Origin of the sequence: Alicycliphilus denitrificans K601, assembly GCF_000204645.1 — a bacterium.
GTDB classification, from domain to species: Bacteria; Pseudomonadota; Gammaproteobacteria; order Burkholderiales; family Burkholderiaceae_C; genus Alicycliphilus; species Alicycliphilus denitrificans.
In genome coordinates this window covers 2,224,621-2,242,692 of sequence record NC_015422.1, presented here as the reverse complement: position 1 = coordinate 2,242,692, position 18,072 = coordinate 2,224,621, and the positions used below count along the sequence as shown (strand labels likewise).

At 68.2% G+C, this 18,072-nt stretch carries 10 protein-coding genes and 2 tRNA genes; 2 read left to right on the top strand and 10 right to left on the bottom strand.

Annotation, left to right across the window (positions count from 1 at the left end; genetic code table 11):
• The 8 genes from infB to rnr form a co-directional block, all read right to left on the bottom strand.
• Positions 1 to 2,832: a translation initiation factor IF-2 gene (infB, locus tag ALIDE2_RS10665; protein ID WP_013518779.1), complete on the bottom strand. Its 2,832-nt coding sequence runs from the start codon at positions 2,830 to 2,832 to the stop codon at positions 1 to 3.
• Between the two features lie 24 nt (positions 2,833 to 2,856).
• The gene (gene nusA, locus ALIDE2_RS10660; protein ID WP_013518778.1) at positions 2,857 to 4,341 is read right to left on the bottom strand and encodes a transcription termination factor NusA; all 1,485 of its coding nucleotides are present in this window, start codon (positions 4,339 to 4,341) and stop codon (positions 2,857 to 2,859) included.
• A 68-nt stretch (positions 4,342 to 4,409) separates the two neighbouring features.
• Positions 4,410 to 5,000: a ribosome maturation factor RimP gene (rimP, locus tag ALIDE2_RS10655; RefSeq protein WP_013518777.1), complete on the bottom strand. Its 591-nt coding sequence runs from the start codon at positions 4,998 to 5,000 to the stop codon at positions 4,410 to 4,412.
• A 200-nt stretch (positions 5,001 to 5,200) separates the two neighbouring features.
• Positions 5,201 to 5,584 (bottom strand): thioredoxin family protein, encoded by a 384-nt coding sequence (locus tag ALIDE2_RS10650; protein ID WP_013518776.1) that lies wholly within the window; start codon positions 5,582 to 5,584, stop codon positions 5,201 to 5,203.
• A 20-nt stretch (positions 5,585 to 5,604) separates the two neighbouring features.
• Positions 5,605 to 6,894: a cytochrome c gene (locus ALIDE2_RS10645; protein ID WP_013518775.1), complete on the bottom strand. Its 1,290-nt coding sequence runs from the start codon at positions 6,892 to 6,894 to the stop codon at positions 5,605 to 5,607.
• Positions 6,891 to 7,541: a c-type cytochrome gene (locus ALIDE2_RS10640; protein WP_013722060.1), complete on the bottom strand. Its 651-nt coding sequence runs from the start codon at positions 7,539 to 7,541 to the stop codon at positions 6,891 to 6,893. Before ALIDE2_RS10640 ends, ALIDE2_RS10645 begins: the two co-directional genes overlap by 4 nt.
• A gap of 90 nt (positions 7,542 to 7,631) precedes the next feature.
• Positions 7,632 to 8,387: an SDR family oxidoreductase gene (locus ALIDE2_RS10635; protein WP_013722059.1), complete on the bottom strand. Its 756-nt coding sequence runs from the start codon at positions 8,385 to 8,387 to the stop codon at positions 7,632 to 7,634.
• A gap of 22 nt (positions 8,388 to 8,409) precedes the next feature.
• Positions 8,410 to 10,701, bottom strand: coding sequence for a ribonuclease R (rnr, locus tag ALIDE2_RS10630; protein WP_013722058.1), 2,292 nt, complete (start codon positions 10,699 to 10,701; stop codon positions 8,410 to 8,412).
• Between the two features lie 19 nt (positions 10,702 to 10,720).
• On the opposite strand from rnr, the gene ALIDE2_RS10625 reads away from it, so the two are divergent.
• Positions 10,721 to 10,805: transfer RNA gene (locus tag ALIDE2_RS10625), tRNA-Leu, on the top strand.
• A gap of 176 nt (positions 10,806 to 10,981) precedes the next feature.
• Positions 10,982 to 11,066 (top strand) — tRNA-Leu (locus ALIDE2_RS10620).
• Between the two features lie 112 nt (positions 11,067 to 11,178).
• Here ALIDE2_RS10620 and ALIDE2_RS10615 read toward each other — a convergent pair.
• Positions 11,179 to 13,776, bottom strand: a complete 2,598-nt coding sequence (locus ALIDE2_RS10615; RefSeq protein WP_013518771.1) for a DUF349 domain-containing protein — start codon at positions 13,774 to 13,776, stop codon at positions 11,179 to 11,181.
• Positions 13,777 to 13,999: 223 nt separating this feature from the next.
• On the bottom strand, positions 14,000 to 17,758 hold the full coding sequence (locus ALIDE2_RS10610) for a DUF748 domain-containing protein (RefSeq protein WP_013518770.1): 3,759 nt from the start codon (positions 17,756 to 17,758) through the stop codon (positions 14,000 to 14,002).
• Positions 17,759 to 18,072: the final 314 nt, after the last annotated feature.

Below are 18,072 nucleotides of genomic sequence, written 5' to 3'. Positions count from 1 at the left end.
TTACAGCGTCCGGGCGATTTCCTTGATCTCGAAGAGCTCGAGCTGATCGCCTTCCTTGATGTCCGTGTAGTTGCGCAGCTTGATACCGCACTCGAAGCCTTCCTTGACTTCCTTGACATCGTCCTTCAGGCGGCGCACCGATTCCACTTCACCCGTGTAGATGACCACGTTGTCGCGCAGCAGGCGGAACCTGCAGCCACGCGTGACCTGGCCCGAGGTGATGTAGGAACCGGCAATGGTGCCGATCTTGGTCGCCACGAACACGGTGCGGATCTCGGCCGTGCCGATGACCTCTTCGCGCTGCTCGGGCGCCAGCATGCCGGACATGGCCGCCTTCAGCTCATCCACGGCGTCGTAGATGATGTTGTAGTAATGCAGCTGCACGCCGTTGGCTTCCGCCGTCTTGCGGGCACCCGCGTCGGCGCGCACGTTGAAGCCGATCACGATGGCCTTGGAGGCGATCGCCAGGTTCACGTCGCTCTCGCTGATGCCGCCCACGCCGGCGTACACAAGTTGGACCTTGATCTCGTCGGTGGAGAGCTTGAGCAGCGACGCTGCCAGCGCCTCCTGCGAGCCCTGCACGTCGGCCTTGATGATGATGGGCAGGTGCTGCACCTCGCCCGCCGTCATCTCGGAGAACACGCTCTCCAGCTTAGCCGCCTGCTGCTTGGCCAGCTTGGTGTTGCGGAACTTGCCGGCGCGGTAGGTGGCGATCTCGCGGGCACGGCGCTCATCGGAGAGCACCATGAACTCGTCGCCGGCCTGCGGCACCTCGGACAGGCCCTGGATCTCCACGGGGATCGACGGGCCGGCGTCCTTGGTGGTGCGGCCGTTTTCATCGGTCATGGCGCGCACGCGGCCGAAGGTCTGGCCGGCGAGCACCACGTCGCCCACCTTGAGCGTGCCCGACTGCACCAGCACCGTGGCCACAGGGCCGCGGCCCTTGTCGAGCTGCGCCTCGATCACCAGGCCCTTGGCCATGGCGTCCACCGGGGCCTTGAGCTCCAGCACCTCGGCCTGCAGGAGCACCTGCTCCAGCAGTTCGTCGATGCCCATGCCGGTCTTGGACGACACGGCCACGAAAGGCGAATCGCCGCCGTACTCTTCGGGCACCACTTCTTCAGCCACCAGCTCCTGCTTGACCTTCTCCGGGTTAGCCTCGTGCTTGTCGGCCTTGGTGATGGCCACGACAATGGGCACCCCCGCCGCCTTGGCGTGCTTAATGGCTTCGCGCGTCTGCGGCATGACGCCGTCATCGGCCGCGCACACCAGGATCACGATGTCGGTGGCCTGCGCACCGCGGGCGCGCATGGCCGTGAAGGCCTCGTGGCCGGGCGTATCGAGGAAGGTGACGATGCCGCGCGGCGTCTTCACATGGTAGGCACCGATGTGCTGCGTGATGCCGCCGGCCTCGCCCGGCGCCACCTTGGCGCGGCGGATGTAGTCCAGCAGCGAGGTCTTGCCATGGTCCACGTGGCCCATGACGGTGACCACGGGCGCGCGCGGCAGGGCCTCGGCCTGGTGGCTGGAGACTTCCTCGGCCGTGAAGGCCTCGGGATCGTCCAGCGCCGCCACGACGGCCTTGTGACCCATTTCCTCGACCACGATCATGGCCGTATCCTGATCGAGCGGCTGGTTGATGGTGACCATCTGGCCCATCTTCATGAGCGCCTTGATCACCTCGGACGCCTTGATGGCCATCTTGTGCGCCAGCTCGGCCACGGTGATCGTCTCGGGCACGTGCACCTCGATCGCGCGGAACTCGGCCGCGACCTGCGGCTGGTGCTGCTCGTTGCGGTCATTGCCGCGGCGCCCGCGCGGACCGGAGCGCCAGTTGTTGCGCCCCACGCCGCCGCTGCTGTCGCCGCGGGTCTTGATTTCCTTCTTCTTGGTCGCGTCGTTGGCCCAGCTCGACGAGAGCTTGGCGGACTTGACCTCCTTGCCGCTGCCGGGCGCCGCGGGCGCGCCCGCGCGCGCACCGCCGCCCGCCGTAGCGGCCGGCTTGTGCAGCGTGCCCTTCTTGGCATCCGCCCCGGCGGCCGTCTTCGCGGCGGCGGGCTTGACCTCCTCGGGCTTCTTGGCCACGAGCACCTTCTTGGGCGCGGCCATCATCGCGCGGATGGCCTCGGCCTCGGCCAGGGCCTTGCGGCGGCGTTCATCCAGGTCTGCGGCGCGCGCGGCCTCCTCGGCAGCACGGGCCTTGGATTCCGCCTCGGCCTTGGCGCGGGCCTCGGCCTGGGCGTTCGCGCGGGCTTCGGCCTCGGCTGCAGCCTCGCGCTGCGCTTCCTGCTTCTCTGCCGATTCCTGGGCCTTCTTCTCGGCCTGCTGGGCCGCATAGGCGGCGGCACGTTCCTCGGCCTCGCGCTCGCGCTGCTCGCGCGCTTCGCGCTCGCGCCGCGCCGCGGCCAGCTCTTCTTCCTGGCGGCTGATCAGCTCGGCCTGACGGCGCGCCTCTTCCTCGCGGCGGGCCAGCTCTAGGTCTTCCACCGAACGGGACGGCACCGCGGACTCGGACGCCGCGCCGGCGTCGTCCTCGCGCTTGATGAACGTGCGCTTCTTGCGCACTTCCACCTGGATGGTGCGTGCCTTGCCCGTGGCATCGGCCTGCTTGATCTCGCTGGTGGACTTCTTGACCAGCGTGATCTTCTTGCGATCGCCAGCGGCCGTGCCGTGGCTGGCCTGCAGGTAGGCCAGCAGCTTCTGCTTGTCGGTCTCGTTCAGCAAATCGGTGGCCGTCGACTTGGCGACACCGGCGGATTTGAGTTGATCCAGCAGGGTTTCCGGCGATTTCTTGAGCTCTGCAGCGAACTCGGCGACAGTGTTACTCGACATATTCGGTACGTACCTCCCTGACCTTTACTCTTGCCCCGTGAACCAATGCTCGCGCGCCTTCATGATCAAGGCCTTCGCATCCTCGGCAGACTGCCCGGTCAGTTCGGTCAGTTCGTCAATGGCCAGATCGGCCAGGTCATCACGCGTATTCACTCCCGCATCAGCCAGCTTGGCGATCAGCTCGGGCGTCAGGCCCTCGAGATCGCGCAGGTCCTGCGACACGCTGCCCATGCTTTCCTCGCGGGCGATCTCCATGGTCAGCAGCGCGTCCTTGGCGCGTACGCGCAACTCGTTGACCGTATCCTCGTCGAAGCTCTCGATCTCCAGCATTTCCTGCAGCGGCACGTAGGCCACCTCTTCCAGGCTCTCGAAGCCCTCGGCGATCAGGATGTCGGCGATCTCCTCGTCCACATCGAGCTTTTCCATGAAGAGGCGGCGTGCCGCATCGGTCTCGTCGGCCTGCTTCTGCGCCGACTCGGCGGCGTCCATGATGTTGATCTTCCAGCCCGTGAGCTCCGAGGCCAGGCGCACGTTCTGGCCGCCGCGGCCGATGGCGATGGCCAGGTTCTCCTCGTCCACCACCACGTCCATGGCGTGCTTTTCCTCGTCGACGACGATGGACTGCACATTGGCCGGAGCCAGCGCGCCGATCACGAACTGCGCCGGGTCGTCGGACCAGAGCACGATGTCCACGCGCTCGCCCGCCAGTTCGTTGGTCACGGCATTGACGCGCGTGCCACGCACGCCCACGCAGGTGCCGATCGGGTCCACGCGCTTGTCGTGCGAGAGCACGGCGATCTTGGCGCGGCTGCCCGGATCGCGCGCACAGCTCTTGATCTCCAGCAGGCCCTGCTCGATCTCGGGCACCTCGTTGCGGAACAGCTCGATCATGAACTCTGGCGCCGAGCGCGAGAGGATGATGGGCGCGCCGCGCAACGTGAGGTCCACCTCCATGATCATGGCGCGCACGCGGTCGCCGTTGCGCAGGTTCTCCTTGGGGATCATCTCGCTGCGGCGCAGGCGCCCTTCCACACGGCCCGATTCGATGATGAGGTCGCCCTTGTCCATGCGCTTGACGGTGCCGGTGAAGATCTTCTCGCCGCGGCTCATGAAGTCGTTGAGCAGCATCTCGCGCTCGGCGTCGCGGATCTTCTGCAGGATGACCTGCTTGGCAGCCATGGCGCCGATGCGCCCGATGGGCACGGACTCCACCGGCTCCTCGATGTACTCGCCCACCTCGATGTCCGGAACCCGCTCGCGGGCATCCATGAGCAGCTCCTCGGCGTCGGGGTTCTGCAGCCCGGCATCGTCGGGCACCACCAGCCAGCGGCGGAAGGTCTCGTAGTCGCCGCTGTCGCGGTCGATGGACACGCGCAGGTCCACATCTCCCTGGTACAGCTTCTTCGTAGCCTGGGCCAGCGCCGACTCCACGGCGCCCAAGACCACATCGCGCTCGACGTTCTTTTCACGCGAAATAGCCTCTACCAACATCAACAATTCGCGATTCATGCGACGACTCTCCTGTTTCTCAATCCCTGGCGGACCGGCCCGCGATGACCGCCCCCCGCATTCCAATCTCAGCCTGCAGCGCCGGGCCTGGCGCCCCGCCCCTTGAAGTCCACGATGGGGGCCAGCCGCGCCTCGCGCAACTCGTCCAGCGTGAACCCCAGCGCCTGCAGCGGCGCCGGCACGCGCTTCTTGCTCACGCGCTGCCCGGGCTTGACCGGCGGCTCATCACTCCAGACGATCTGCCAGCCGCCAGCGGGTACGCGCTCGAGCGTGCCACGGAACTTCTTGCGGTTGGCGGCCACCTGCCCGCCTGCGGCCGCGCCCAGGGGCTCCTTCAGGGTGATGTCGATCACCTCGCCCTCGAAGCGCGTGAAATCCTGCTCGTTGCGCAGCAACCGGTCGATGCCCGGCGAGGACACCTCCAGGCGCTTGTAGTCCACCCCTTCGACCTCGAGGGCAAATTGCAGCTGGCGCGTGACCTTCTCGCAATCCTCGACGGTGACGAACTGCCCGGTGGCCTGCACCTCGCCGCCGTCGGCCGGAGGGGCCCACATCAGATCGATGGTGATGCGCAGCAAGCCCCCTGCGGAGCGCTCGATCTCCACCAGGTCATAGCCCAACCCGGCCACGGTCTGTTCAACGATTTGCTGCAATGCCACAGGTGTGCGCTCTGTCCAGTTCCAATCAAAAGGCCCGGCCAGCCGCGAAACCACGGGCCGGCAGAAGGCCAAAAAGCAAACGCCCAAAAAAAACGGGCGGTGAGTACCCGCCCGTCTTGGTCGTGAAGCGAGTATTGTATCCGTTAAAACACCGATATGCAAAGATCAAGGGCACGCATCTTGCATTCCGCAGGAAACGGTCACCGGCTCGCGGCAATCCGCCGGAAAAGGGCCTGTGCCTGCGCATCGGCGGCCGGCGCGCCGGGGTCGCCCCGCATGCCCTGCAACATGCGGCCCAGCACCTGCGCCTGCGGCAGTACCGGCCCGAGGAACCGCGCCACCTGGCCATCCGCGATCAGGATCGTGGGAAAGGTCTCCACGTCGACCTCGCCGACGACGTTCTCCTCGTCCTCCACGTCCACCCATTCGAAGCGGACCTGCGGCCAATCGCCCGCCAGTTCCTCGAACACGCCACGGTACTCGCGGCAGGCGCCGCACCATTGGGCGCAAAGGCACACCACCCACCATGGCCCCGATGAAGGCAAATGTGCCGACGATGGCGCCGCCGCGCTCCCCATGCCCATGCGATCCGTCCTTTGTTTTTTCAAGAACCGCGCCGCTCGCGGGCGCGGTAGACGTCTATCGTATCGACCTTTGCGGCCTCGTTGCCCCAGGCATTGCGAATGTAGGACAGCACGCTGGCGATCTCCTCGTCCCGCAGGCTCTGCGTGAAGGGAGGCATGCCATGGGGGCGCGGGTTGCCCGCCGTCGCCGGCAGGTATCCGCCCCGCAGAACCACCTGCACCAGGTTGGTGGTATCGGCCAGCAGCACGGCGCGGTTGCCCGCCAACGTGGGGAACGCGCCACGGCGCCCCTCCCCCTGCTCGCCGTGACATTGGACGCACTGCTGCCGGTAGATGTCCCGCCCCTTCTCCATCACCGCGCCGGACGGCCTGGCCGTGGGCGGGGCGGGCCCGTCTTCCTGAGGCAGGCTGCGCAGGTAGAGGACGATGGCCCGCAGATCGGCATCGTCCAGGTACTGGAGACTGCGGAATACCACCTCTGCCATGGGCCCCGATACCGTGGCCTGGGGCGATACACCGGTCTTGAGCAGCGCGACCGCCTCCTCCACGGGCCAGGCGCCCACCGCTGCCTCATGCGGCGAGGTGAGCGCCGGCGCATACCAGTTCTGGACGGGAATCAGCCCGCCACGGAATGCCGCGTCCGCGCGCGGTGCACCCAGGGCGTTGCGCGGCGTATGGCATGCGGCGCAATGCCCCAGACCCAGCACCAGATAAGCGCCCCGATTCCACTCGGCCGACCGGGCCGGCTGCTCCAGCAGCACGCCAGGCCGGAAAAACAATGCGCGCCATGCGGCCAGGGCTACCTGGGTATTGAAGGGAAAGCGCAGCGCATGCGGCCGGTTCGGCTGCTCCACGGGCGGCAGGCTCCGCAGGTAGGCGTAGATGGCGTCCGAGTCCGCGCGCGTGATGTGGGTGTAGCTCGGGTAGGGGAAGGCGGGATAGAGCAGGCGCCCATCGCGCGACCGGCCGTTGTGCAAAGCGCGCCAGAACTCGCCCGCGGACCAAAGGCCTATGCCCGTGGCGTCATCGGGTGTGAGGTTGGACGCATGGACCGCGCCGAACGGCGTATCGATCGCCCGGCCGCCGGCGTATGCCGGCCCTCCCTGGCGCGTATGGCAGGACATGCAGTTGCCCGCGCGCGCCAGGTATTCGCCCCGCGCGATCGCCTCGGACGTTGCGGGCAGGGGCGCATCATCTGCCGGCAACGCGGCCTCGTCCAGCCTGTTGAGCGCCACCACGCCGCCCCCGACTGCCACCGCCAGCACTACGCAGCCCACGGCCCAGCCCAGCAGGACACGCGCGACGCTCATCGCGCCCCCCGCCCGGTCGCGGGTGCGGATGCGTGCGGCGGCCGGACGCTGCCGCAGGGCATGGTCAACTCCCCCTTGAACGACATGGCCGGCTTGCCCTGGCCGGGAACGGCCTGGGCCGCGAGCCATGCCGACACCGCGCCGACGTCCTCCACGGTCAGCTGGCGCGCGATCTCCGCCATGCAGTCGGGCGCCTGGGCGCGCCGCTGCCCCGTCTGCCACGCGCCCAGCTGGCTGCCCACGTATTCCCGCGACAGCCCCAGCAGGCCGGGAACGAAGGGCGCGACCCCGGTCATGGCGTCGCCATGGCATTGGACGCAGGCCGGGATTTTCCTGCCCTCGTCGCCATGACGAACCAGTTGCCGGCCTCGCTCGATCAAGGCCCGCGACGCCGGCACGGGCGCGGCAGACACATAGGGCAGATCCAGGGCGGAGAAGTACCCGGCGATCTCGCGCAGATAATCGTCCGTCAGGTGCTCCAGAAGACGGGACATCTGCGGATAGCTGCGCCGCCCGTCACGGAAGTTGAGAAGCTGGTTGTACAGATACCCCGCAGGCTTGCCCGCAATGCGCGGGAAATAGCCGCCGGGCGTCGCGCGCCCCTCCTTGCCGTGGCAGGCGGTGCAGGCCAGCACGCGGGGCCGCATGTCGTCCGCCGCGCGATCGGCCTGCGCCGCAGGCCACGCCAGGCATGCACAAAGAACCAGCGCGACGCGCGTCCAGGGATGCACCTGCGCTCATCCCCGCCCGGCAAACGGCATCTTCGTCGCCATCACGGTGTGGAACATGACGTTGGCCTCGAGCGGCAGATTCGCCATGTACAGCACGGACTGCCCCACGATGGCCACGTCCATCAACGGCTCTGCGGCGATCTGACCATTGGCCTGCTGCACGCCTTGCGTCATGCGCTGCGCCAGCTCGGTCTGCGCATTACCCACGTCGATCTGCCCCACGGCGATGTCGTACTTGCGCCCATCGAGGGACGCCGTCTTCGTCATGCCCATCACCGCGTGCTTGGTGGCCGTGTAGGCAATGGAATTGGGGCGCGGCGTGTGCGCCGAGATGGAGCCGTTGTTGATGATGCGCCCGCCGCGCGGCGACTGCGCCTTCATCACGCGAAAGGCGTTCTGGATGCAGAAGAACATGCCGTTCAGGTTGATGTCCACCACGGTCTTCCACTGCTGCACCGACAGGTCTTCGAGCGGTATGGCAGGCGCGCCCACGCCGGCGTTGTTGAACAGCAGGTCCACTCGCCCGAACCGCTCGACCGTGCGGTCGAACAGATGGCGCACGGCCTCGGGGTCGGCCACGTCCGTCGGGACGGGCAGCGCCCGCTCTCCCGCCCGGGCCTGCTGCGCCACGTCCAGCAGCGGCTGTTCGCGCCTGCCCGCCAGGGCCACGCTCCAGCCATCCCTCAGCAAGGCCAGGGCCGCCGCCTTGCCGATGCCCGTGCCCGCGCCCGTGACGATGGCGATCTTCGTCGTGTCGCTCATGTTCATGTCCCTTCGCTGTGATTCAACCGCGCGACCTGCGCCCCTTGTGCCCACTCTTGCCGGAGCCCTGCTTCTTGCCGCCGGACGGCGGGGCCTGGTCCTTGCTCCGGCGCAAGCCGCCCGCCTTGTCGAACGGGCGCGCATCGGCCATCCGCTGGTCGCGTCCCTTCTCGTGCGGCTGGTGCTTGCCCGGCTCCCGCGCCTTGGACGATTTGCCCGGCACCACGTCCCCGGCCTCGTCCACCAGCCGGAAATCGATCCTGCGGCCGTCCAGGTCCACGCGGCTGACCTGCACGCGTACGCGCGCACCGATCGCATAGCGGATGCCGGTGCGCTCGCCGCGCAGCTCCTGGCGCGCCTCGTCGAACTTGAAGTACTCGCCGCCCAGTTCCGTGATGTGCACGAGCCCTTCGACGTACAGGGCATCCAAGGTCACGAAGATGCCGAAGCTGGTCACGGCGCTGACGACGCCGCTGTATTCCTCTCCCAGATGCTCGCGCATGTACTGGCACTTGAGCCATGCCTCCACGTCGCGGCTGGCCTCGTCGGCCCGGCGCTCGTTGGCGCTGCAGTGCAGCCCCGCAGCCTCCCAGGCCTGGGTTTCGCGCACGCTGGCGGCTCCTGCCTTCGCGGGCCTGATGGTGGGCTCGGCGGCCTTAGACGCCAGGCGCTTGGCGAGCTTGAATTGCGCCTCGCCCGGGGTCGGCAGGGCCGGCAGCATGTACTTCGTGCCAGCCAGGATGGACTTGATGACACGGTGCACCAGCAGGTCGGGATAGCGCCGTATGGGGCTCGTGAAATGCGTGTAGGCCTCGAACGCCAAGCCGAAGTGGCCGCTGTTGATGGGCGTGTAGATCGCCTGCTGCATGGAGCGCAGCAGCATGGTGTGGATCTGCTGTGCGTCGGGCCTGTCCTTGGTCGCCTCGGCGATGGCCTGGAACTCCTGCGGCCGCGGCTCGTCCCCGATCGACATGCCCACGCCCATGGCTTTCAGGTAGGCCCGCAGGATCTCCTGCTTTTCCGGCGTGGGGCCTTCATGCACGCGGTACAGCGCGGGGCGGCCCGCCTGCGCGATGAAGTCCGCGCTGCAGACGTTGGCCGCGAGCATGGCCTCCTCGATCAGCCTGTGGGCCTCGGTGCGCACGCGCGGCTCGATCTTCTCGATGCGGCCGTTGTCGTCGCAGACGATCTGCGTCTCCGTCGTCTCGAAGTCCACGGCTCCGCGCGCCTGCCGCGCAGCCAGAAGCGCGCGATAGACGTCGTGCAGGTTGAGCAGGTCCTCCACGCGCTCCTCGTGCCTGGCCGCCTCCGGCCCCCGCGTATTGGCCAGCACGGCCGCCACCTCGTTGTAGGTGAAGCGGGCATGGCTGAGCATCACGGCGGGATAGAACTGGTAGGCATGGACCTCGCCCTTGGCGGTGACCAGCATGTCGCACACCATGCACAGGCGCTCGACATGCGGATTGAGCGAGCACAGGCCGTTGGAGAGCTTCTCCGGCAGCATGGGGATGACCCGCCGCGGGAAGTAGACGCTGGTGGCGCGGTCGTAGGCATCCACGTCGATGGCGCTGCCCGTCTCCACGTAGTGGCTGACGTCGGCAATGGCCACCAGCAGGCGCCAGCCCTTGGCCCGCCCGATCTTCGCGGGCTCGCAGTACACGGCGTCGTCGAAATCGCGTGCGTCCTCGCCGTCGATGGTGACGAGCGGAATGTCCGTGAGGTCCACCCGGTGACGCTTGTCCTGCGCGCGCACCTTGTCTGGCAACGCCTTGGCCTGCGCGAGGCAGGCCTCGGAAAACTCATGCGGCACGCCGTACTTGCGCACGGCGATCTCGACCTCCATGCCCGGGTCGTCCACCTCGCCGAGCACCTCGACCACGCGCCCCACGGGCTGGCCGAACAGTGCCGGCGGCTCCGTCAGCTCCACAACCACCACCTGCCCCGTTGCCGCTGCTCCCGTAGCGCCCTTGGGAATCAAAACGTCCTGCCCGTAGCGCTTGTCCTCGGGCGCGACCAGCCACACGCCGCTTTCCTGCAGCAGCCGGCCGATGATGGGCTGGGGCGGCCGCTCCACGATCTCGACCACGCGGCCCTCGGGCCTCCCGCGCCTGTCCTGGCGCACGATGCGCACACGCACGCGGTCCTTGTGCAGCACCGCGCGCATCTCGTTGGGGGGTATGTAGATGTCGGGCTCGCCATCGTCACGGACGACGAACCCATGACCATCGCGGTGGCCCTGCACCGTGCCCTCAATCTCGTCGGAAGAGGAAATTTGCGTCGCGGAAGCGCCAGCGTATTTTTTTTTGCTATACAATCTATGTCTTTCCTGAAATGCCCAGGTGGCGGAATTGGTAGACGCACTAGTTTCAGGTACTAGCGAGTAACATCGTGGAGGTTCGAGTCCTCTCCTGGGCACCAAGTTTAACGAGAACCCGCAAGGGTTCTGACAATGAAGGCCGCTTTTCATGAAGCGGCCTTTTTTGTTTCGCAAGCAGCACCTGCCCGTGTGAAACGAGAGCGTTGCGGATCAAAAAAATGAAGCCTCTTCCATGAGAGGCGCGAAAAGCAGGCTACAATCTACTCTTTCCTGAAATGCCCAGGTGGCGGAATTGGTAGACGCACTAGTTTCAGGTACTAGCGAGTAACATCGTGGAGGTTCGAGTCCTCTCCTGGGCACCAAGATCGACGAAAGCCGCTGACATGCGTCAGTGGCTTTTTCATTTCTAGCGCCGCATGAAAGCTCCCGCACGGCGGCGGCGGAGGCAAAAGCGCCGCCGCACGGGATGCAGGCCTACTTCCTGAGCAAGACCTTCAGCACGCCCTGCAGGCGGCGCGCACTGGCTTCGTCGCTGGCGCCGGCGAAGACCAGCGCCGCGTCCTGACCCCAGGTCTCGGCGGGCGCGGGCTCGTTGCGGCGCGTGAGCATTTGCAGCTGCATGGCCCGGCGTGCGGCCAGCTGCTCTGCCGGCGTGGGCAGTTCGGCCGCGATTTCGAGGCGCAGCAGGGCCTGCTCCGCCGCCGCACCAGCCGGGGCGCCAATGGCCTGCGCCCAGGAAGAACGCACGCCGGCCGATACCTTGCCGCCCAGTTCCTGCACGCTGGGCACCTGCGCGGCATCCCGACTCTTCCAGGCAGTCATGAGCCGCGTGAGCGCCTCGCCATGCGCCTGCGCCGCCAATTTGCGCAGGGCGAGCTGCGCATGCTCCATGGCATCGCGCTGGGCCCGGAATGCGGTATCGCCCAGGCGCGGGCCGCGCGGGGCGGCATCGCGCGGGGCGCGGCCATCCCGCCCTTCGCGCCGGTCACCGGCGGCCCTGCCGGCTCGCGCCTGAGGCGCGGGCTCCGACCTGCGCATGCCGGGGCGGTCATCCCCCCGCACCGCCACCACGGGACGTGCAGCGGCCGCAGGCACCGGCTTGGCATTGGCCTCGTTCACTCCTGAATCCATAGCTTCCTGCGCTTGTCCCTCCTGCGTTACAGGCTGTTTTTGGCCCAAGGCACCAGCGCCCTCCTGGTCCTTGAGGGCGGCCTCCAGGGCTGCCACGGCCTCACGGATCCGCTGCGCATCGTTCGAGGCGTTGGCGGCTTCCAGTGCCTTGGACGCATCCAGCACGGCGCGGTCGCGCGCGCTCAGTTCCGCGGCGCTGCGTTCACGCTCGGCCGACTTGCGGTTGAAGGCCTCGTCGAGGGGCTTGCGGAAGGCGTCCCAGAGCTTTTGCTCCTGCTTGCGGTCCAGGGGCACCGACTGCGCCTCCGCCTGCCAGCGCTGCTGCAGCGCCTTGATGGCATCGATGCGCAGCGAGGCGGCAGCACCGAGCGACGCGGCCTCCTCGATCATGGCCTGGCGCCGCTCCAGGCTGGCCTTCTGCGCGGACTCCAGCGGCGCCGCGGCCAATGCCATGGCCTGCTTCCACAGCGGTTGCAGCTCGGCAAACACCTTCTCGCTGACATGGCCGCCGGCGCGCCAGCGTTCGGCGAACTGGTACAGGGCGCGGTTCACCGCCCTCCAGTCGGCGGCGGCCGCGCCGGCCTGCTCCTGCGCCCAAGCCTTCACCTCTTCGACCAGCGCCATGCGCTGGGCACGGTGCTCGGCGCCCTCGGCGCGCACCCTCTCCAGCCAAGCCTCGACCACTTTGTGGGCCGCGTTGCAGGCATCGTCGAACCGCTTCCACAGGGCGTGATTGGCGGGCGCGCCCTGGTCTGCCTGCTTCCACTGCTCGCGCAGCTGCCGCAGCGACTCCTGCATCTTGCGCCCGCCCAGCGCCTGCCCTTCGGGGCGCTGCAGCAAGGCTTCGGCGCGGGCGACCAAGTCTTCGCGCAACTGGTCCGCGCTCCAGCGCTGCCAGCCTTCGAGCTCGCCGGCCGCAACCAACGCCGCATGCACCTTGCGTTCGAGTTCGGCATCGATCAGCTTGCCGTGCACCTTCAGCACGGCGCGCAGCGCGGTGGCGGCGCCGACGCTGGCCTTGCCGTGCCCCTGGGCGGTTTCCTCCTCCAGTTTGGACAGCGCCTCGCGCACGGCCTGCATGGCCTTCTCGCGCACCTCGGGATCCACCTTGGGCTTGGCCGCTGCGCGGGGGGCGGCCTTGGCAGCGGCCGCCTCTGCGGGCAGCCCGCGCGCAAGGCGCAGTTCGTCGGCCCACACCGGGACCGGCGGCAAGGGGGCGTTCTCGTCCTCGGCCGCTGCCGCGGTCTGGGCCAGGGCGGACTGGAACGCCTCCCATACCACCAGCAGCTGCGTGCGCGAGGACTCCAGCTGCGCCGGGAAGCGCACGTCCACGCTGGGCCAGGCGGCATCGCCCGTCAGCTCCTGCGCCTGTTCCTGCCAATGGCCCACGTCGGCGCTCAGCAGCTCCAGGGCCGCCTGCGCGTCCTTCCACGGCTTGGTGGACAGCACCTCGATACGCTGCGCGAGCAGCACCGCGGCCTCGCGCTGCACCTGCACGCGGTGCTGCAGGTCCTCGATGGTCTTCACGCGCTCGCTCAGTTGCGCCTTGAGCGTGGACAGCGGCTCGCGCGAGAGCGGGGCGCCGGCCTTGGCCGCGTCGCGCTGCCAGGCAAGGGCGTCGGCGATGTTCAGCTGCGCCGTGGCCAGCAGCGCCTCGGCCTTCGCCGTCCACTCCGCGGCCACGGCCGCCTGCCCCTGTGCGCGCCGGATCTCGTCGAGGCGCTCGCGCACGGCACGTGCGGCGCCCTTGTCGCGGGCGCTCAACTCCTTGAACACCTCCTGCAACTTGTCGGTCGCCGGCTGTGTGGCAAGCCATTCGCGGATGCGCGCCGACCGCTCTCCAGACGTGGCAGCCGAGAAGGCGCCGCCCGTCAGCGCATCCAGGGGATGCGGCTCGCTGGTTTTGTTCTGGACCGGGGTCGCTTCGGGTGCGTCGGACATTTTGCTGCGAGAAGAAAAGGGAAACATGGATGCAATGGGATAAGAGGCGGGCAGCCTGCGGCGCCAGCGCCACGCCCGGGCATGGGGTCTGGGCCCAGTTCCGGCGAAACCATTATTCTCGCCCGGATTTGGCGCAGGACCTCAGCACGCCCGGGCGAATTGCAAGGGCTACTGTATCGAAGCGGGCCCAGCCCAGCCGCGCGATGGCGTTCGCGGCCTGCCGTCAGCGCGCAGCCAGCGTCAGCTCCGCCTTGGGTGTCCAGCCGCCCTCGCCCGCCGGCTGCAGCTTGCTGGCACCCACGAACAGCCGGTCCAGCGCCACCTGCCGACTCGCCAGGTAGTCGCGCACGGCGACGCCGCGCGCCAGGGCCAGGTCCTGCATGGCGTTGCCGGGAACCTCGATGCTCTTGAGCAGCAGCGCCTCCATCTCGCCCTGGGGCAGGTCCTTGGCCAGGCCGACCAGGTTGCGCGGCTTCTTCATATCCGCGCGCCGGTAGGCCTCCTTGAGCAGGGCGGGATACTCCGCGTCGCTCACGGGCGCCACGTCGGCCGCCGACTCCCCGGCCCTGACGGCCGCGCGGCGCTTCTGCGCCTGTACCAGATCCCGCAGGCGCAGGCGCTTCCAGGCTTCCTCCTCGGCCTGCGGCTGGGCCCAGCCGGCCACGGTCACCTTGAGTGCCGGCCGGTTGTTCAACTCCTGCGCGATCTTGTCGAGCTGCTGGCGCGCCTTGTCGTCGAGCGCGGCGCTGCCCGGCGCGAAGGCGATGCTGCCCTGCTCGTCCGCGCCGGAAAACACCCCCGCCAGCAGTGAGAAGGGTGCGGTGATGGCCTTCATGACGAGGTTGCCGATGACCTTGAGGATGACGCCGCCGAGGCTGAATTGCGGGTCGTTCAGAGAGCCGCTGATGGGCAGGTCCACGTCTATCACGCCATTGCGGTCGGCCAGCAGCGCCACGGCCAGCCGCACCGGCAGGCTGGCGGGCGCGCCCTCCACGGGGTCGCCGAAGGCCAGCTGGTGGAGCACCAGCTTGTTGGTGGCCGTGAGCTGCCCGTCGGGCTGCACCTTGTAGGCCACATCCATGCTGAGCTTGCCGCGCTCGATGCCATGGCCAGCGTATTTGATGCTATAGGGCGACAGGGGCGGCAGCTCCAGGTCGCGCATGCGGGCCTGTATGTCGAGCGCCAGGGGCTTGGCCAGGGGGTTGAGCTTGCCGCTGACCTCCAGGGATGCCGTGCCCTGCGCGCGGCCGCGCAGCTCCAGCTCGGCCATCTGCGGCTCACCACCCGCCTCGGAGGGCACGGAAGAAAACGCGCTGAGCCTGCCGGTCAACTCGCTGAGATCCGCCGAATAGTTGGGCTTGATGAAGTAGTCGGAGAAATGCACCGACCCGTTCGTCAATGCCACCGGGCCGAACCGGATCACCGGCGCCATGGGGTCGGCCGGCTGCGCCGCTGCCTGCGCCGTACCGGTGACTGCGGCGGCGGCTGCGTCCTTCGGTGGCGCGGCGGCCACCTCCTCGGTCGCGGCCCCCTTGCGGATATCCTGCAGGTTGATGCGTCCGTTCTCGTGCACGATGATGCGCGCGAAGAAGTCGCTGAGCGCCGTCTCCCTCACGTCCAGTGCCAGCGGCCGGCCCGGCTTCAGGTTCACCGCCACGCCGCGCAGCCCCAGCGACTTCCAGCGCAGCAGTTCCTCGCCGCGATCGGCGATTCGCCTGCCGCCCTTGCCCTCGTCATCCGCGGCCACGTCGTCCTTGGCGCGCACGCGCACCTCGTCCAGGGACATGTCACCCGCTACCGATACCGCCGGGCCGGCCGTCTCCTGAACGTAGCGCAGGTCGCCGGCGAAGCTGCCCTCGGCGCGCAGGATGTCCACGTTCAGGTCCGACGTGACATAGGGCTCGAAAGCGTGCACCGGCACATGCTGCGCGCGCACCCTGCCCTGCACGGCCAGCGCAGGCGCCATGGCCACGGTGCCCTCGTAGCTCAATCGCCCCGGCTCCGCCCGGCCGGCGGCCACCCGGGCGTCCAGGTGCACCTCCACCGGGGTGATCCGGCCATCGTCATAGGAGAAGTTTCGCGCGCGCAGCTGCAGCCCGGATGCATTGAGCGCCACCGGCCTGGCTGCCGCGTCGTCGCGAAAGGCCAGGCTGGCGCCTTCGACCTCCAGGGCCGCCAGCTTCAGCTTCCACGGGGCCGGCGCCGCCGCAGCCGGCTTGCCCTTGGAGGCGGCCTCGGGCGCGTCCGGCAGCCACTCCTCGAACATCCAGCCGCCCTTGGCGGCACGCGATACCAGGACGCGGGGCTGCTTCACGAGCACCCGGCCCAGCGTCACGCTGCGCTGCGGCAGCTGCACCAGGACATCGCTCACCTCCAGGCGCCCGGCCTCGGCCAGCGAGGTCTTGGCGGCATCCGCGATCCCGGCAGTGCGCAGGGTGCGGCATTTCTTCTCCGCAGCCGCGCAATCGAGCGCCAGCTTGCCCAGGGACAGCGTGGCCACCTTGGCGGCCATGGCATCGCCGTTCCTGGCCAGCCCCAGGTCTGCATCGAGCATGCCCGCCAGCGAGGGTTTGAGCACCCCCGCCAGATACGGCGCCGCCATGGCCATGGAGAGCCCGCGAACGGAAACCGCGGCCTGCGCCTGCACGTCCGTGGCCTGCCCCTGCACCGCAAGCCGCGCCGCATCGCCCTTGGCGGCCCCGCCGGACAACTGCGTGCTCAGGCGGAACTGCAGCGGCTGCTGGAACGGCAGCGCAACTGCCCAGGCTTCGGCCTGCAGGTTTTCCGCCTTCCACGCAGCCTTTCCACCCGGCAGGCTGGCGTCGGTCCAGTCGACGACGCCGTCGTGCAGCCCCACCCGTCCAAGCCGCACCTGCCATGCGGCATCCTGCGGCGCCGGCGTGGGCTTGGCCGTGGCGTCCGCGCCATCGGCCGGCTGCGCCAGCCCGGGAAGCGCCACGGCACCCGCCACATCCCTGCGCAGATGCACGTGGACGCCATGCCAGTCGATGGCGTCGACGTCCACGATGCGCTGCAACGGCCGCACATCCTTGAGAGCCACCTGCAGCGCATCGAAGTCCAGCAGGGGCTCGCCCGCCGCATCGGTGGTCCGGACGCCATGCAGCCGGACACCCCCGCTGATCGTGAGCCGCGGCGTGGCGTCCTCCTGCTCGAAGCCCAGCTTCAGGTCGGCGTCGAGCACGCCGGATTTAAGGCGCACCGGCACACGGCTTGGTATATAGCCGCTGAAGGGCCCGAGATCGAAGCCATCGACATGCAGGTTGACCTCGGTCTGCCGGTTCTGGGCGAACGGAGTCGTCTGGGCGGCGGTGTCGAAGGCGCTGCCGTTCAGCTCGAAGGCCAGCCTGGGCGTGACCTTGACCTCGCGGTCCGCAGAGAAATTGCTCAGGAACGGAACATCGATGCGGAGGCCGCGCAGCATATGGACCTTGCCCACCGTCCGATCGTCGAAATCCAGGGCTCCGCCGCGCAGCGCGAGGTTGTAGAGCGCAAAGCGCAGCGGCCGGGCCTCGCCGTCCCGGGTCTTCGGCTGCTGCGCAAGGCGATCCAGCACGTCATCGAAGTCGTAGTGTCCCGGAGCGGTCTGCGTGACGTGGATCACCGGCTCGTCCACCTGCACCGCATCGATCACCGGCGCGAGCCGCCACAGCGACTGCAGTTCTGCATCTATATAGATACGCGCTATCTGGACCTGGGACGCCTTGCCGTCCTCGGATGCAATGGACAGCCCATGGACCGTGGCCTCCAGCGTCCATGGCAGGAACTCCACCTTGGAGACCGTCACCTTGCGCCCCAGGGCCTCCGAGGCGTGCCGCTCAATCTGCGACCGCGCAACGGGTGGAACGACAAGCCAGGCCAGCAGCCACAACCCCAGCAGGCAGGCCAGAAGCCACGCCGCCCGCCTTGCCCACCGATGATGCTTGATAGTTTGTATGACTTGCGACACGCGGTACCCGATCATTTGAGCTTCGGACGCTATTGAATCAGCGAACGTCGGCGTGCCAGTGTAAATAAGTGCAAAAAGAAAGCCCGGTGGACGGAGTCTTTCCGTGCACCGGGCTTGACGGCAGACGCAACGGTCTTTTGCCATCGTTTGCACCGCGGAGAGGATCGTCCCCGGTGCAGGAGGCAAGGTATTGCCTCCAGGGTTTGCCTTGGAAGCGAGGAACCTGTTGCTCGATGCAGCACTGCGTGCCGTTCATCCAGATGGTTTCGCCTCTTCCGGCGGACGCCTGAATCGCTCAGGCACCTCTAAGGTAGCAAATCTCCGCGCGC

Excerpts from the sequence above, each read along its gene's own strand:
- ALIDE2_RS10610 (WP_013518770.1), bottom strand. The coding sequence starts at position 17,758 with ATGATCGGGTACCGCGTGTCGCAAGTCATACAAACTATCAAGCATCAT.
- ALIDE2_RS10645 (WP_013518775.1), bottom strand. The coding sequence starts at position 6,894 with ATGAGCGTCGCGCGTGTCCTGCTGGGCTGGGCCGTGGGCTGCGTAGTG.
- infB (WP_013518779.1), bottom strand. The coding sequence starts at position 2,832 with ATGTCGAGTAACACTGTCGCCGAGTTCGCTGCAGAGCTCAAGAAATCG.
- ALIDE2_RS10615 (WP_013518771.1), bottom strand. The coding sequence starts at position 13,776 with ATGTCCGACGCACCCGAAGCGACCCCGGTCCAGAACAAAACCAGCGAG.
- ALIDE2_RS10650 (WP_013518776.1), bottom strand. The coding sequence starts at position 5,584 with ATGGGCATGGGGAGCGCGGCGGCGCCATCGTCGGCACATTTGCCTTCA.
- ALIDE2_RS10640 (WP_013722060.1), bottom strand. The coding sequence starts at position 7,541 with ATGCGGCCCCGCGTGCTGGCCTGCACCGCCTGCCACGGCAAGGAGGGG.
- ALIDE2_RS10635 (WP_013722059.1), bottom strand. The coding sequence starts at position 8,387 with ATGAGCGACACGACGAAGATCGCCATCGTCACGGGCGCGGGCACGGGC.
- nusA (WP_013518778.1), bottom strand. The coding sequence starts at position 4,341 with ATGAATCGCGAATTGTTGATGTTGGTAGAGGCTATTTCGCGTGAAAAG.